The organism is Pedobacter sp. JY14-1, from assembly GCF_029269825.1.
GTDB lineage: Bacteria > Bacteroidota > Bacteroidia > Sphingobacteriales > Sphingobacteriaceae > Pedobacter.
Map to the genome: position 1 here is coordinate 447134 of NZ_JARJHU010000005.1, position 13780 is coordinate 460913.

The 13780-nt window shown below is 42.7% G+C and carries 19 protein-coding genes; 12 read left to right on the forward strand and 7 right to left on the reverse strand.

Features of this window, described 5'->3' with window-relative positions; all coding sequences use genetic code 11:
• Positions 1-94: 94 nt before the first annotated feature.
• From P2W84_RS12480 to P2W84_RS12495, 4 genes are all read left to right on the forward strand, one after another.
• Positions 95-847 (forward strand): Rpn family recombination-promoting nuclease/putative transposase, encoded by a 753-nt coding sequence (locus tag P2W84_RS12480; RefSeq protein WP_276090474.1) that lies wholly within the window; start codon positions 95-97, stop codon positions 845-847.
• A gap of 366 nt (positions 848-1213) precedes the next feature.
• Positions 1214-1510, forward strand: coding sequence for a GIY-YIG nuclease family protein (locus P2W84_RS12485; protein WP_276090475.1), 297 nt, complete (start codon positions 1214-1216; stop codon positions 1508-1510).
• A gap of 93 nt (positions 1511-1603) precedes the next feature.
• On the forward strand, positions 1604-1894 hold the full coding sequence (locus P2W84_RS12490; RefSeq protein WP_276090476.1) for a DUF2695 domain-containing protein: 291 nt from the start codon (positions 1604-1606) through the stop codon (positions 1892-1894).
• Between the two features lie 6 nt (positions 1895-1900).
• The gene (locus tag P2W84_RS12495; protein WP_276090477.1) at positions 1901-2350 is read left to right on the forward strand and encodes a hypothetical protein; all 450 of its coding nucleotides are present in this window, start codon (positions 1901-1903) and stop codon (positions 2348-2350) included.
• A gap of 140 nt (positions 2351-2490) precedes the next feature.
• Here the strand turns inward: P2W84_RS12495 and P2W84_RS12500 are convergent, their stop codons facing one another.
• Positions 2491-3024, reverse strand: coding sequence for a hypothetical protein (locus P2W84_RS12500; RefSeq protein ID WP_276090478.1), 534 nt, complete (start codon positions 3022-3024; stop codon positions 2491-2493).
• A 255-nt stretch (positions 3025-3279) separates the two neighbouring features.
• On the opposite strand from P2W84_RS12500, the gene P2W84_RS12505 reads away from it, so the two are divergent.
• Positions 3280-3666 carry a PD-(D/E)XK nuclease family transposase gene (locus tag P2W84_RS12505; protein WP_276090479.1) on the forward strand — a complete coding sequence of 129 codons (387 nt, stop codon included), beginning with the start codon at positions 3280-3282 and terminating at the stop codon, positions 3664-3666.
• Between the two features lie 298 nt (positions 3667-3964).
• On the opposite strand, the gene P2W84_RS12510 is transcribed toward P2W84_RS12505, so the two are convergent.
• Together P2W84_RS12510 and P2W84_RS12515 are read right to left on the reverse strand one after the other, a co-directional pair.
• Positions 3965-4489 (reverse strand): hypothetical protein, encoded by a 525-nt coding sequence (locus P2W84_RS12510; RefSeq protein WP_276090480.1) that lies wholly within the window; start codon positions 4487-4489, stop codon positions 3965-3967.
• 55 nt (positions 4490-4544) lie between these two features.
• Positions 4545-5078, reverse strand: coding sequence for a hypothetical protein (locus P2W84_RS12515; protein ID WP_276090481.1), 534 nt, complete (start codon positions 5076-5078; stop codon positions 4545-4547).
• A 486-nt stretch (positions 5079-5564) separates the two neighbouring features.
• On the opposite strand from P2W84_RS12515, the gene P2W84_RS12520 reads away from it, so the two are divergent.
• The 3 genes from P2W84_RS12520 (at position 5565) to P2W84_RS12530 (ending at position 7560) form a co-directional block, all read left to right on the forward strand.
• Positions 5565-6020 carry a helix-turn-helix domain-containing protein gene (locus P2W84_RS12520; RefSeq protein ID WP_276090482.1) on the forward strand — a complete coding sequence of 152 codons (456 nt, stop codon included), beginning with the start codon at positions 5565-5567 and terminating at the stop codon, positions 6018-6020.
• 514 nt (positions 6021-6534) lie between these two features.
• The gene (locus tag P2W84_RS12525; RefSeq protein WP_276090483.1) at positions 6535-6714 is read left to right on the forward strand and encodes a hypothetical protein; all 180 of its coding nucleotides are present in this window, start codon (positions 6535-6537) and stop codon (positions 6712-6714) included.
• Between the two features lie 45 nt (positions 6715-6759).
• Positions 6760-7560 (forward strand): hypothetical protein, encoded by an 801-nt coding sequence (locus P2W84_RS12530; RefSeq protein WP_276090484.1) that lies wholly within the window; start codon positions 6760-6762, stop codon positions 7558-7560.
• 89 nt (positions 7561-7649) lie between these two features.
• Here the strand turns inward: P2W84_RS12530 and P2W84_RS12535 are convergent, their stop codons facing one another.
• Positions 7650-8255, reverse strand: coding sequence for a hypothetical protein (locus P2W84_RS12535; RefSeq protein WP_276090485.1), 606 nt, complete (start codon positions 8253-8255; stop codon positions 7650-7652).
• A 324-nt stretch (positions 8256-8579) separates the two neighbouring features.
• Positions 8580-8963 (reverse strand): STAS/SEC14 domain-containing protein, encoded by a 384-nt coding sequence (locus P2W84_RS12540; protein WP_276090486.1) that lies wholly within the window; start codon positions 8961-8963, stop codon positions 8580-8582.
• A 28-nt stretch (positions 8964-8991) separates the two neighbouring features.
• On the opposite strand from P2W84_RS12540, the gene P2W84_RS12545 reads away from it, so the two are divergent.
• Complete coding sequence (locus P2W84_RS12545) at positions 8992-9228, forward strand: hypothetical protein (protein WP_276090487.1); 237 nt, start codon at positions 8992-8994, stop codon at positions 9226-9228.
• A gap of 123 nt (positions 9229-9351) precedes the next feature.
• A complete protein-coding gene (locus tag P2W84_RS12550; protein WP_276090488.1) occupies positions 9352-9816 on the forward strand; it encodes a BLUF domain-containing protein in 465 nt (154 codons plus the stop codon).
• Between the two features lie 15 nt (positions 9817-9831).
• Here P2W84_RS12550 and P2W84_RS12555 read toward each other — a convergent pair whose 3' ends face one another.
• Positions 9832-10416 carry an RNA polymerase sigma-70 factor gene (locus tag P2W84_RS12555; protein WP_276090489.1) on the reverse strand — a complete coding sequence of 195 codons (585 nt, stop codon included), beginning with the start codon at positions 10414-10416 and terminating at the stop codon, positions 9832-9834.
• Positions 10417-10505: 89 nt separating this feature from the next.
• The gene (locus P2W84_RS12560; protein WP_276090490.1) at positions 10506-10721 is read right to left on the reverse strand and encodes a hypothetical protein; all 216 of its coding nucleotides are present in this window, start codon (positions 10719-10721) and stop codon (positions 10506-10508) included.
• 245 nt (positions 10722-10966) lie between these two features.
• On the opposite strand from P2W84_RS12560, the gene P2W84_RS12565 reads away from it, so the two are divergent.
• Positions 10967-12277: a hypothetical protein gene (locus P2W84_RS12565; protein WP_276090491.1), complete on the forward strand. Its 1311-nt coding sequence runs from the start codon at positions 10967-10969 to the stop codon at positions 12275-12277.
• On the forward strand, positions 12274-13761 hold the full coding sequence (locus P2W84_RS12570; protein ID WP_276090492.1) for a PKD domain-containing protein: 1488 nt from the start codon (positions 12274-12276) through the stop codon (positions 13759-13761). The genes P2W84_RS12565 and P2W84_RS12570 overlap by 4 nt, the downstream gene beginning before the upstream one ends.
• Positions 13762-13780: the final 19 nt, after the last annotated feature.

Below are 13780 nucleotides of genomic sequence, written 5' to 3' on the forward strand. Positions count from 1 at the left end.
TCGCAATTTTACAGGGTATTTAAAAACAAAAGTCCGCCAGTCGTCCGGCAGCCTTTCCTCAAAACAGTTAAAAAGACAACGAACAGCAGCGGACATGAAAGGTTGCTGGAGTTTGAAGAGAAATGGGGCAAAATATCCCTTGAGCTCCGTGGTGTTCGACGTACTCTGTACAACCAATAATGGCGAAAAGATTCTTATAGAGGTACAGCACAGCAGGCCCATCAACTTCAAAAAAAGAGGGATCTATTACATTTCCCGCCTGATCAGCGAACAGGCACCGAAAGGCAAGATGTCCGAATGGCAGTACGACATTTCTGAGGTTTATTTTATCGCGATTCTCGACAAGCCCGAGCCACCGGTCACCAAAAACAAGCTGACCTCGAAAGAGCGCTACGTACATGACGTCTGTCTCTGCTACAGGGAAACCGGTGAAATATTTTACGATGATCTCGGTTACATCTATATTGATTTGACTAATTTTGCAAAGACCGATGAGGAATGCAACATTCCGCTGGACAGGTGGTTATACGAACTGAAGCACATGCCCGAGCGGGACGATTGCCCGCCTCATCTGACAGACACGATTTTTGGTAAACTTTACAGCGTAGGCGAATACGCCAACCTAAACAGGGAGGAACAAAAAATGTACGATCAGGAACTTAAACGCAAATGGGACAATGCAGCGGTACTCTCGCAGGCTAAACTGGAAGGAGAAGCCATCGGCAAGTTGAACGGTAAACTCGAAATCGCTGAAAAACTCAAGCGAAAAGGAATTGACATTGCCGAAATAGCCGAACTAACCGGTCTCTCTATCGAAGAAGTCGAAAAGCGACAATCAGCAACGTAAGCCATATTAATTGCTACAAAACATCCTGAAAAGGATAGCCATTGGCTATCCCTTCTTTATAATTACCTTGGCTAAATTGATTTGTAATCAGTTCCTCCATTCTATTGATACTGCACGGCCACAAAAATTTATTCCAAAGAATCACATACCCATCCCAAAAATTCCGCATAAGTTATCCAGGTTACCACTTCCGGTAGCAATTATTTTCAACTAACTTATGCAACATTCAAAGTACATCAATCCCCATTCTAAGTTTGTCACGTCATTGCGAGAATGCCCAGCTTTCGAAGCAATCTCCAACGCCTCCACGTCATTGCGAGAATGCCCAGCTTTCGAAGCAATCTCTAAATACAGCAGAATAAAGTAATGGACAAAGGTGGCTGGGTCTACATCATGACCAACAAATCACACACAGTATTGTATGTCGGCGTCACATCCGATATACGACAGCGCATATATGATCATAAAAACAGTACCTATCTGAACAGCTTTACATCCAGATACAAGGCTTTCAAATTGGTTTATTATAATTTCTTTGAATCCATTGAAGATGCGATCGATGAAGAAAAACGCATCAAAGCTGGAAGCAGGTTAAAAAAAATTCGACTTATAAATGAAGTAAATCCCCACTGGAATGACTTAACGGAAGAGGTTAACCAATAACTGAACAACAGATTGCTTCGAAAGCTGCGCATTCTCGCAATGACGAAAGCAAGAAATGTACAAATTAACTAACTTGCGGTAGATGATTTGAACATGACTGATAAAGCTCGACGAAAACAGATAAGGGACAGACTTCGATTAAAAGCAAAAGAAGAATTTGAAAGCAGTCTTCCTATGACCAGAGAGAAATTCAAGGGTCTGTTTGATTATTTGGATTCAGCGTTACAGAAGGAAAAATGCAACGATGACCATACTTTAACGATATGGTTCTTGAATTTGATAGGTGTCCAGAATGAGGGTGAAGTTGTTGGTTGGCTTATCGACAAGAATGGCTATTGTGATTGTGAAGTGCTGGCGAATGTTGAAGATCAATTTGAAAATTAATTGCAGATGAAAGCAGTTATCAGTGTTATTGGCGTTCTAATACTTGGTACGATTGGTTATTTGTTTTATTTCGCCTCTCAAATAAGTGCGGTTTACCCGCCAATTAAGACTTACGTTTATAATGGTGTCGACTATTCACTTCAGCAATCTATTGAAGATGTCGTTAACCGTGATTCAACTTTGTCTTTTACAATAACAGGTGTTACTGGTATCGGAGAACCTCACAAATATTACGCTGATGTATCTTATAAAAGGGGGACGCATAGGTATATTTTTAACATTAATTATGAAACCAAAAAAAGCTTTTGGCGAAATAACAAGTATACTGATTTAGCGTTGACTGGTACGTTTGACGAGACCAATAAAACAGGAGGATATTTAAAAAAGGATAAGGGAGTTAATGATATGGTAATCCTACTCGAGGAAATCTTAATTAATAGGCTAATATCAGATTAAGTCTTGACTACTTCTAATAGCATTGAAACGTTAAAAGGCTTTAAAACAGGAACCAGTTTATCTGATGACGTTGTAAGTTTTTGAAAACAATCTAAGGCTAGGTCTGATAAAGAACATAAGGAAACCAGGTGTAAGGTATTTTATGGCGCGAATTGTCTTTTTTTATAACGTAAGCTGCTGATAAATCTATCAAAAATCACATCAGCTTTTTCCCTTTTATCAACCGGAAAAACCAGAGCACAGCCAATGAAAATCGAACTACTATTATCTACTATAAACGAACTTAACAGCATCTTTGACTTGTCTCGGACAGGTCGATAAACTTTATAATAACTAAAACCGCCATTTTTCTGGATTTCAGTAATGGTAGTTTTCAATCCTAATTGCTTCTTCATATTGAAATCATCAGTTCTGAACCTTTCTAACAAATCCCCCTTTAGGGTATCTTCAGTAGCACGGAACTTGAAGATCATGTCATCAATTTGGTAAAATATGGCATCACTTGACTCGTCAATCACTGAACTTTGATTGCCGGTCTTCGGTTTGTACGTTTTTGTAACGTCAATGGAATTTTTCGGCTTCTTATACTTAAGTCCAACCGGAAGTTTATACTCCTGGGAATAAAGACCCTGTGAACAGATCAGCAACAAGACAGATATCAGGCAAATTTTCATATCTGAAGAATGAGATTATAAATTACAATTTATTCGCTGTTTTCACATACCCTTCCCAAAAATTCCGCATAAGTTATCCAGGTTACCACTTCCGGTAGCAATTATTTTCAACTAACTTATGCAAATCACAAAGTATGTCAACCCCAATTCTACGTTTGTCACGTCATTGCGAGAATGCGCAGCTTTCGAAGCAATCTCCAACGCTGGCACGTCATTGCGAGAGTTTAGAGTTTTCGCAATGACGAAACCAAGAAAATGTACAAATTGACTAATTTTACCAAATCTGAAGAGGAATGCGATACCGAACTGGACAGGTGGTTGTATGAGCTGAAGCACATGCCCGAACGCCAAAACCTACCGTCCCGACTGAGGTCAACCATCTTCGAAAAGCTTTACGCAATAGGTGAATACACCAACCTAACCAAGGAGGAACAAAAGATGTACGATCAGGAACTTAAACGCAAATGGGACAACGCAGCGGTACTCTCGCAGGCTAAACTGGAAGGAAAAGAAGAAGGAGAAGCCATCGGCAAATTGAACAGCAAACTCGAAATCGCTGAAAAACTCAAGCGAAAAGGAATGGACATTGCCGAAATAGCTGATTTAACCAGTCTCTCCATCGAAGAAATCGAAAAGCTATAATCAGCAAACGTAAGCCATATTAATTGCACAAAACATCCTGAAAAGGCATAGCCATCTGGCTATCCCTTCTTTATAATATCTTGGCCAAATCCATTCAATCCCCAATTCTACGACTGGCCGTCATTGCGAGAATGTACAGCTTTTGAAGCAATCTCAAAACACAACAGAATAAAGTGACAGATAAAGACGTCGACGGCCTCAGCACCGAAGTAAAAATAAACGGCATTGAAACTTTAAAGGCTTTAAAACAGGAGCCAGTTTCTCTGACAACGTTGTAGTCCCTCAAACACGAATAGCCTTATTTAAACTTCATTGTTTTTAAAAAGGCTGACAAAACACATTCGCCATGTTTCCTATCGCTTTTGGGAAACTCTGCTGCACCGCTTAAAGCCATTGTATGATTGTTATTCACGGCATAGAACAGAACATATCTTACGGGATCATCAGGATATTCATAGCTTGCCTGAACATATTTAAAATTATTCAGGGAGATAATTTCACTAATGTCATAAGGTATCTTTACTAACTGGCTATCCGACTTGAAATTAATACGCGCTTTCTCCAAGCGGTCCTGTTCTAGAGTACCTTTTTGAACATTAATGAGTACAAGCACGTTCTCGATTTGAAATAAATCGCCATTTTTGTCTTTATTATTTTGAATCACTGAAAGCTTCTCATTACCTTTTACCTTTACCTTTACTTTTTCTGATTGCGAAAGACTTTTATGACCGACAACGCTGATCATATCAGATAAATTCGTGGCTTGTCCCTTTACGCTATTGTAAAAAACAAAAATGGAAATTATTACGAACAGCATTTTCATACTTATCTAAAGGTAGTTGGATAAAAGAACATAAGGATACTACGTGTAAGCCGTTTCACGGCACTAATTGCTCTTTGTAACGTAAGCTGCTGATAAATTTATCAAAAATCACATTAGCTTTTTCCCTTTTATTAACCGGAAAAATCATAACACAGCCAACGAAAATTGAATGGCTGTTATCTAATATGTATGAACTTGCCTGCATCTTTGACCTGTCTAGGAGAGGCTTGTAAACCCGATAATAACTAAACTCTCCCTTTTTTTGGATTTCGGTTATGACCTTTTCTGGATTCAATTGCTGCTTCCCATTCAATGCATTTTTCCTTAACCTTTCTAACAAATTCTCCTCGAATGTTTTTTCTACAGCAGTCAATCTAAATATAATGTCATCATCAACCCGGTACAATATACCATCATTTGACAAATCAATAACCGACCTCCCATTGTCGGTCTTCCTTTCATAAGTTTTGGTGATGTCAATGGAATTTTTCGGCATTTTATACTTGAGTCCAGCTGGAAGCCTATATTCCTGGGAATAAAGGCCCGATGAACAGATCAGCAATAAAGCGCATATCAGGTAAATTTTCATATATGAAGAATGATATTATAAATTACTATTTATTCGCTGTTTTCACATATCAATTCCGAAAATTCCGCATAAGTTATCCAGGTTACCATTTCCGGTAACACTTATTCCAACTAACTTATGCAAATCACAAAGTATGTCAACCCCAGTTCTACGTTTGTCACGTCATTGCGAGAATGCGCAGCTTTCGAAGCAATCCTAATGAAGCAGTTATCAGTGTTATTGGAGTTCTACTTGGTACGGTTGTTTGGATGTTTTATTTCTCCTCTCAAATAAGTGGGATTTCTGGAATAAGGGTAATCGCTTGCCAGCATGTCTAAAAACCCTCTATTTCGAGGGTTCCCCCCAAGGGATCAACCTGAGCCAAAAAACGAGATTTAGAGATGTTCATCATTTTCTCCCCCACTATTCCATTTTTCGTTTGGTACGTTTGTTGCGTTTATTTCGTTTGTTACGTTTGTTTGTTTAACTTTGTAAAAACACCTTGATATGATTTCTGTAGAACAAATACGCAGGCCTTCCAAATTGGAGCAAAAAACCGCAATAGAATCGCTCCCAGCATTTTCTTCCATCGTCTCCGGCATACATTCTGAGCAGACCGAAATTGAGATTGAAGAAACTGGGGAACGGATTAAAATCCCGGCTAGAGCTTTGATATTTCTTGGTGATATACTTAAAGCTATGGGAGAAGGCAAGCCGGTTTCAATCGTTCCAATGGCGACAGAGGTAACTACTCAAAAAGCGGCAGAAATTATCGGCTGCTCACGACCATATCTGGTAAAACTTTTGGAACGAGGTGCTATTGATTTTGTAAAGGTTGGTAAGCACCGTAGAATTAAGTTTGAAGATGTTTTGGCCTATCGAGAAAAAATGAAAGCAGACCAGAAAAATCATCTTATTGATATCATGGGGGCTGATGAAGAACTAGGACTATATGATTCATAGTGTAAGGTTCAAAGCTGTTCTGGATACTAATGTGATTTTTCCGGTGGTCATCCGGGATTTATTGTTCTGGTTTGCCCACTACGACCTTTGTGATATAGTATTTACCCAACGTTCAAAACATTCCTACCGGCATCATTACAGAGACTAGTCTTCTAATAGACTATTTTATTAGCAAAAGCCAAATTATCCTAGGATAGTTAATGATGCGAGCAAAAGCAGCGCAAGTACAATCAATTTCGTAATGGCACAATATAGCGAAATCACGGTCTGACGAGTACTGAGATATTCATTATCTTCACAGGATGATTACAGGCTACTGGAACCTGATACTAGCTATCGGCTGCTTCGCATTGGCAGCGGTCTTGTTTGTGACTGATGCCTGGAGCAACAAAAACGGGCCCTACAAGAGTTGGATCTTTAGTTTGGAAAAGGGCTTTCGCATTTGGATGCTGATCATCATCCTGCTTCTTGGATGCGGTTATTTTTTTAAAGCTTTTTTAACGGGAGAGCGCTGATGATTTGCCAGATCACCGAGGAATGGCCGTATGTATACAGGTGGGGCAGATACATTAACGTGGATCCGGTCCACAACATGTACGGAGGGATTTTGGGTGTGGCCATGATCTTCGGGTTTTATGTCTACAGGGAGTGGCAGAAGGTGAAGGGTAAAAGCGACCGCGAGATCACAGTATAAGCGACTCTGATACACTTCGGAATTCCATGAATTGTGTATATTCACATGATGATTTCTAAAATTAAACGCTTTATCCCTGTTATGGTCCTGCTTTTGGCAGGTTGTTCCAAGAAAGAACCTGCTGCTGATCCGGATGTCTTGCCGGCTGCCCCGCCCCTGCTCAAATCATACAAATTCGAATATGGCACGCAATCGGAAATTTCTTATTATACTTATCAGGACAGAATACTGGAATCGATCAAGTCCCTTGGACCGGATTCGGGAATTACCCAACTATATAAAACCACTCAGGTTGTTGACAGCAAGATCAAAGAGCTGCGATATGAATATCGCAGCGACCGTGCGTCCCCGTTCTCGGTGTATCACGTGATCAAATACGAATATGTTCAGGGCCGGTTATCCAAACGCACGAGACTTGACACAACGCAGCAACAAATCTTTGATGTAACTGACTATACTTATGACTTGGCAGGTCATATCCAGCAGGTTTCCACCAATTCATTATTTGAATCGGTTTTATTCACCACTGTAGATAACCTGCGGTGCGACCGGAGAGGCAACGTGGTCTCCGGGGTGCATCATGAATACAGAGACGGTAAACTCGCAAGGGAATGGGCCTGGATTAGCACGTATGATGAAAAGATTAATCCCAGGCAATACCTTGATCCGTACGGGCCAGTCAGTGAATATTTTTCGCCCTCGAATATAACCAGTTCCAAACCGGCAGACGGAAGGCCCGGTAACATTACAAGCATAAGCTATGTTTACAATGCTGAAGGCTATCCGGTCTCGGGTATTCTTAAGTACGATTTCGGCAACGAGTCCCGGTTGAGCTATACCTATTAACTTTGAGCCCGGTAAGGAGGCGAGCGAAAAACTGAAGTGTCCAGCGGGACGACTGCCCGCCAGATCCGCAGGAAAGAATTCGGTAAACTTTACTGGGTCGGCGAATGCGCCAGCCTGAACTCTTTCAAGCAGCTCTTTATGTAGCGGATCAGTTCATAGGTTGTGATTTGTTTTGCGGTATCATAACCCGGGCGATATTTGTCCTGAAACAGTTGCAGGGAGTCACCCTCCAGGCCCGTGACCTGAGCGATCAGCTGTTTTGAGAATATGCGGTTTACGTATTGGGTTTTCTCTTCTTTAATAAGGGTTTGCTTAAGCTTGTCTGTAGGATTGTTTTTCTTGCCCAAAAATCCTGGGAGGTTTAGCAGGTTGATGCCGATGATGGACGAGGTTGAGTTCTGAAACCGCTGATAGTCCTTGCTGAATGAAGCCTGCTGACTGAAAAGATCCATGAATCCCGAGCCTGTGTATTTGTATACATTTGCAAAATTCTTCCTGTTGAACAGACTGTCCAGCCTGGTATTGCGGAAGGCTTTAATGTCTACTGTTTTCAGCTTGACGGCTGACGTTTTTACTGTGTCTGTGTTTGCGGTATCCTTATTTGTAGAGACCTGAGCATTTGCCGAGCCAGCAAGGAACAACAAGAGTGTAGTCCCCATCAGCAATATAAAAAGCGTCGTTTTTTGAGTTGTCATGAAGCAAAAATATCCATTGCCCGCTACTGCCTTTAAACATTAACATTCTTTAACACAGCACCTTATAATTACTATAGGACAATGAATTTAATTGGCCGAGAAATCATATAGCTGTAAGAAAGGCAAACCAGGCGAATCAGGGCTGGCAACAGCCCGAGCAATCTCTGCCTCCTGCCCGTCATTCGCCTCCACGTCATCTGAAAGACACGATTTTTGGTAAACTTTACAGCGTCTGCGAATACGCCAACCTAAACAGGGAGGAACAAAAAATGTACGATTAGCGTGGGCGAGGAATTGATCACCTTTTCCAAAGGCTTGGACGAACTAATCTGTTGCCTTATCGCTCACCCAGGCTATCGCCTCATCTAGCTCCGAACGCTCAAATCCTTTCGCCTCTCCTGGGCTGACGTAGCTAAACAGATCGGTAAACTTCTCAACCGCCTTCTGGTTAGTGACAATGGCCATTTTCTTCCACTGGGAAAAGTGACGGATACCCGCCACCATATCCTTCCACCAGGCACCGGCAGTAAAATTCTGCACCGACGTCTCCGACTCAAACCAGTCATGCACTTTAACTGTTAAAGAGCTAAAAAAAGCGCAATGGGATTCATCAGGCACGCGATCATCAGCATCGCAGATACAAGCAGCACCCCGCCCCAAATCCAGACCACAGGCATCACCTGGACCGACCGGAAATCCCTTCCGCATTATAAACTATAATACAAGAACACATCCTATGGAAGAATTCGAGATCAACGCAAATGACCAAGACAACGTGCGCAAATTTCGCTTAAAATCAGCTGGTAACCAGTGGTATGAGATCTACGATCAGACAGGCAGCCTGGCCGGCGAAATCAAAATAGACCAGGAAAACCACGAACACTGCGAAACAAAAGGTTGTACGCTGGACCTGCCCATCCTGGATTCGATCCGCAAGAGCATTTTTCTGCACAAAGTATTCAGCGAAGACTAGCCCTGCAGCGTGCGGCACGCTTGAGGGGAATAATGATCACGTATTTTTACGTGATATTCAGGTAATTATCACACCACTCACTCTAAAATAAATCACTAGATTTAAAAAAGGGGGATAATAACTATGGCAGCGCTTTATTATTTAATTTATACCAGTCAGGCAAAAAAGCTGATGGGCGATAGCGAACTGTTAGACCTGCTTTCCCAATCCAGGGGGAACAACAGCAGGTATCATCTCACCGGTATGCTGTTGTATATGGAAGGTAGATTTATCAGTAAGACAGAAGGAAGATTCATTCAAATATTGGAAGGAGATGAACACAACGTTCAGTTCATCTACGACCGGATCTGTAAAGATGACCGGAATCATGGTATAATGATGCTGGAATGCGGCACATGTACAGAAAGAGCTTTTCCCGGATGGACAATGGGCTTTAAATCATTGAGCGCAGACCAATACATAGCACATCCGGATTATTTTCAACTGGATCAGCATGCCCTGCTGCATGAACTTTCAGAGAAAAAGCACGAAAGGCTAAGACTGCTGCGCAGCTTCTATACCGTAAATACAGAAATGGACCAGCTGTAATGTACATTTTTACCTTCAGCCCCGTACCAGCAACATTAACATAGCCAGCCCCTTGGCGCTCAGCATCTTCCTGAGAAGCAGTATGCCCCTTGCCTTCTGGTTATTGACAGTACTGACGCTGATCTGCATCGCCTCGGCGATCTCCTTTCCGCTCATACCCTGTTCATAACTCATCCGCATGATATTGCGGCATTGTTCCGGCAACAATCCGATGGCTTGGCTGATCTCCATCAGTACCTCTGCCTGAATGATCTGCTCCTCGGTATCGGCATCGTACTGTTCCTGCTGCAAATACCATTTATTGTCCCGCTGCATCTTGCGCTGTTCGGTATCTGCTCCGTCCCGGCAACCGTTTTTGGTACTGATATACAGGAAGGCCCTCACCGACCGGTAATCCTCAAAATCGGCCCGCCGCTGCCACAGCTTAAACAAGGTGTCCTGCACCACTTCCTCCGCAACACCGGGCATGGCCACATACCTCCGCGCAAAAAAGCAAAGTGACGGATAAAGCCTGCGGAACAACTGGTCAAATGCACGCTCATCACCCGCCCTCAGCAAGGCCGTCAGTTCCTGTTCTGAATATATCGTATAAACAGCCATAAGACGTAGAGTTTTCCCTGCCTAAATATAACAAAAATCCAGCTTAACCCACACATGCCAGAATTCCGTAAGAAACAAAAAAAGCGCTGTTACAGCGCTTTGACTTCTTCAGGGGTAAGACCGGTAAGATCAGCGATCTCATCAGGAATCAAACCTTTATCTTTCAATTTTAAGGCCATTTCAACCGCTTTCCGCCGTTCTCCCTGCTCTATTCCTCGCTCCAGCCCCTCTTGCCTCGCAGTCTTAACAGCGTAGTCCATCACATTCTCGTTATCCCACTTGTATTTTAAATTCCTGTTGTACATCGCTCGTTCCTCCTTATTTAAATTGGTGTACTTGGCAAAGTTAAAGAAGTTAAGCTATTTCTGTGACTTCCGGCATCCCGACAAGACTGCCATATATATCCGCAATTTTTAACCGTACCGGAATTGGTACAGGATAACTATGCGGATTTTTTGGAATGGATATACAAAAAGTGGAAATAAGGAAAATTAACTCAGATCAAGGGGATAATCATAATTTTATTACCTTCGCAGAAACAATTTTTTTAATGAAATACTTTTATCGCTCTCTCCTCTGCAGCATACTGCTCTTTGCCGCATGCAAGAAAGAAACCGTAACGGAATATCGCTCAGTTCCCGGAAATTCAAAAGAAGTTAAGCTGACGATCGACAAAGTGATCAACGATTCTACCCTCGTGATCAAATGGACAAAATATGGCGGCTCCGACTTCCTTAAATATAAACTGACCCGCCAGGCTGCACCGATGGAAGACCGCAGCCATAGTACAACTATCATCATGGAAACCAGTGATCAGAACAAACTGGAGTTTGAGGAGCGGCAAATGCCATATTCACGGGACATCACCTACATTTTATCAGTTGTTACCAAAGATCAGAAAGAGATCCATTGGTCGGTCGTCCACACCCGTACAACTGCTCAGCAAGTAGCTGCTTTCAACGATGCGCAGATCAGCAAAAGTGCAAAAAAACTGTATCTGTTTAATTATGATTTTGGTCGAATTACCGCCTATGACTATGTATCCAATAAAATAGTCGCCAACACCAATCTGAAACGTAAGATCTCCTATATAGCTGCTGCTGATTATCAGGGTAATCCGGAAGTTTATGTGCCAACTGCCGACGGCTGGATCCTGATTCTGGACGGAAATAACCTTACGCTGAAAGATAAGATCTATGTGGGCGGACGGGCCATTACATCAGTAATCGCAGTAAATGAAAAACTCATTGCTTCAACCTCAGACGCCAGTGAGTCCCGGAATGACAATCAACATATTAAGATCTACCGCCGGTCAGACAAAAAAGTGATCGGAGTTACAGGCAATTACTACAATTCGCGCCTGCTGTATCTGGAAAACTCCAGTTATAACTTTATTGAGCTTAGTACCACCGTAGTTCCTGTCAACCTATCAGCCTTTACCATAGACGGTTCCGGGACACCAGTATCAAAGGGCCATAAAACTTACTTTGGCCTTGAGGTTTACCCCAGTATAATCAAGTCATTTCCTGCTGGTGACAAGTTCATTACCTCCTTATATGGAACTGTATTTAGCGCAGACCTCACCTATCAAAAAAATATAATTCAGCCAGCCGATGGACAATTGTTTTCAGACTTCGAGTTTAGCCAGGACGGATCAATGGTCTATTGCGCACATTTAAGCCTGGCAAAGATTACGGCGATAGATTATAACAGTCTGGAAATTCGAAAGACCTTCGCTACAAAATACCTCCCTGTCAGAATCTTCAGGGACGGACAGCAGCTTATTTCAGTAAACAAGTCTCCATACTACTTTTCAACAAAAGGAGAATCGGTGTATAGCGTTCAAAAATTCACATTATGATCAGGCAATCCAAATCACGATACATCGGGGCGATGGCCGTCCTGATCATTGCGGGTATTTTTTCCGCATGTACCAAAAAAGAGATAACCTACATTGATATTGAAGAACCAGGAGCCAGCGTCATCGTAGAAATGAAGGACCCTTATTCAAAATATGTACTTAAAAGTACCACCAACTTTGTCGACTCCACTTTTTATTTCAAGGTAACATCCGATTCTGCCTCAAACATTACTTATTCCTGGGATTTCGGAGATGGCACTACTTCCAGCGAGCGCAACGCAAGGCATAAATATTCGGAGATGGGAAAATATCAGGTCAAGCTCACCACCACCCGAGATAACATCGCCACCTCCGTGTGGCAGCAAGAACTGACGGTCATTAACGTGGAAACTTATCTGGACCTGTTCGGTGACAGGAGTGCGATACCCACCGACATACGGGAGCTTAAAAACAATGACATTCTGGTGCTTGGCTATTCCTATCCCAGCTCCGGGCTGAGCGAGCGAAAGGATTTCATCACCTGGCTTTCTGCAGGGATGAAACTTAAATCAAACAAAATATTTGACAAGGGCATGTACCTGGGTGCTATTATCGAAAGTACAGATGGATCCCTGGTTGCAATTGGTACCCTGTCGGGTAAAACCGATTACAATGAAGTGATCAAAATGACCGCGACCGGAGAAAAGCTCTGGAGTAAAACTTTTACAGAGGGGGACCACTTCCAGACCATTACCCAAACACCTGACGGCGGTTATATATTGACAGGTTCACGCAAGGTAACTGACCAGCTTGTCGTCCGCATGCGAGCGCTGGTCAAAAAAATCGACAGTGAGGGAAAACCGCAGTGGGAGCGCTTCTTTGGTACTGGAGATGGTCTGTCAACACCGCTGCTCGACCAGGCCGCAAATGTCATCGTGGAAACAGACGGCTATGTGTTTGCCGCCAATAAGCAGTCAAACGGTGGCAATAGCTGCAAATGCGATTCCCTGGCCGTCATCAAACTTGGCCCCGACGGGAAGGATGTCTGGAAAAAAACAGTAATGTGGGGCCTGAACAGGGAAGATCAGTCCGGTCCCGTAATCAGTTCAAAGCACAAAAACGGAACCTATATATTTGGCAGTTATGACGGCTTGTACATATTCTCAACTTCAGGCGAATTTCTGGATAGAAAGCTGTTGGAGGGCAATATGTCCTCACTCATCACCACTACTGAAGGTAATATCCAGACTTCAAGGACAGGTCCTTCCTATGTAACCGCCTATTCACATGGCTACGACGAAAACGGCGTGGTGCTCTGGTACTACACAGCCCCTGTACTCGTTCCTGTGAACGGAGGCTGGCAAAATAACCTGAGTAGTATAGCCGGCAAACTGGCTCCGCTGAAAGCCGGGGGCAGCATCCTTTCAGCCAGCTATTTTGTATCCGATACATTTAAACACGTTCCCTTCGTCGTCAAGATCGATAAAAACGGGAAGGCTATGTAGCATTGCCAGGAACATGTAA

Bases quoted from the DNA above. Each gene is read 5' to 3' on its own strand.
- P2W84_RS12480 (WP_276090474.1), top strand. From the start codon at position 95: ATGAAAGGTTGCTGGAGTTTGAAGAGAAATGGGGCAAAATATCCCTTG.
- P2W84_RS12485 (WP_276090475.1), top strand. From the start codon at position 1,214: ATGGACAAAGGTGGCTGGGTCTACATCATGACCAACAAATCACACACA.
- P2W84_RS12490 (WP_276090476.1), top strand. From the start codon at position 1,604: ATGACTGATAAAGCTCGACGAAAACAGATAAGGGACAGACTTCGATTA.
- P2W84_RS12495 (WP_276090477.1), top strand. From the start codon at position 1,901: ATGAAAGCAGTTATCAGTGTTATTGGCGTTCTAATACTTGGTACGATT.
- P2W84_RS12500 (WP_276090478.1), bottom strand. From the start codon at position 3,024: ATGAAAATTTGCCTGATATCTGTCTTGTTGCTGATCTGTTCACAGGGT.
- P2W84_RS12505 (WP_276090479.1), top strand. From the start codon at position 3,280: ATGTACAAATTGACTAATTTTACCAAATCTGAAGAGGAATGCGATACC.
- P2W84_RS12510 (WP_276090480.1), bottom strand. From the start codon at position 4,489: ATGAAAATGCTGTTCGTAATAATTTCCATTTTTGTTTTTTACAATAGC.
- P2W84_RS12515 (WP_276090481.1), bottom strand. From the start codon at position 5,078: ATGAAAATTTACCTGATATGCGCTTTATTGCTGATCTGTTCATCGGGC.
- P2W84_RS12520 (WP_276090482.1), top strand. From the start codon at position 5,565: ATGATTTCTGTAGAACAAATACGCAGGCCTTCCAAATTGGAGCAAAAA.
- P2W84_RS12525 (WP_276090483.1), top strand. From the start codon at position 6,535: ATGATTTGCCAGATCACCGAGGAATGGCCGTATGTATACAGGTGGGGC.
- P2W84_RS12530 (WP_276090484.1), top strand. From the start codon at position 6,760: ATGATGATTTCTAAAATTAAACGCTTTATCCCTGTTATGGTCCTGCTT.
- P2W84_RS12535 (WP_276090485.1), bottom strand. From the start codon at position 8,255: ATGACAACTCAAAAAACGACGCTTTTTATATTGCTGATGGGGACTACA.
- P2W84_RS12540 (WP_276090486.1), bottom strand. From the start codon at position 8,963: ATGCGGAAGGGATTTCCGGTCGGTCCAGGTGATGCCTGTGGTCTGGAT.
- P2W84_RS12545 (WP_276090487.1), top strand. From the start codon at position 8,992: ATGGAAGAATTCGAGATCAACGCAAATGACCAAGACAACGTGCGCAAA.
- P2W84_RS12550 (WP_276090488.1), top strand. From the start codon at position 9,352: ATGGCAGCGCTTTATTATTTAATTTATACCAGTCAGGCAAAAAAGCTG.
- P2W84_RS12555 (WP_276090489.1), bottom strand. From the start codon at position 10,416: ATGGCTGTTTATACGATATATTCAGAACAGGAACTGACGGCCTTGCTG.
- P2W84_RS12560 (WP_276090490.1), bottom strand. From the start codon at position 10,721: ATGTACAACAGGAATTTAAAATACAAGTGGGATAACGAGAATGTGATG.
- P2W84_RS12565 (WP_276090491.1), top strand. From the start codon at position 10,967: ATGAAATACTTTTATCGCTCTCTCCTCTGCAGCATACTGCTCTTTGCC.
- P2W84_RS12570 (WP_276090492.1), top strand. From the start codon at position 12,274: ATGATCAGGCAATCCAAATCACGATACATCGGGGCGATGGCCGTCCTG.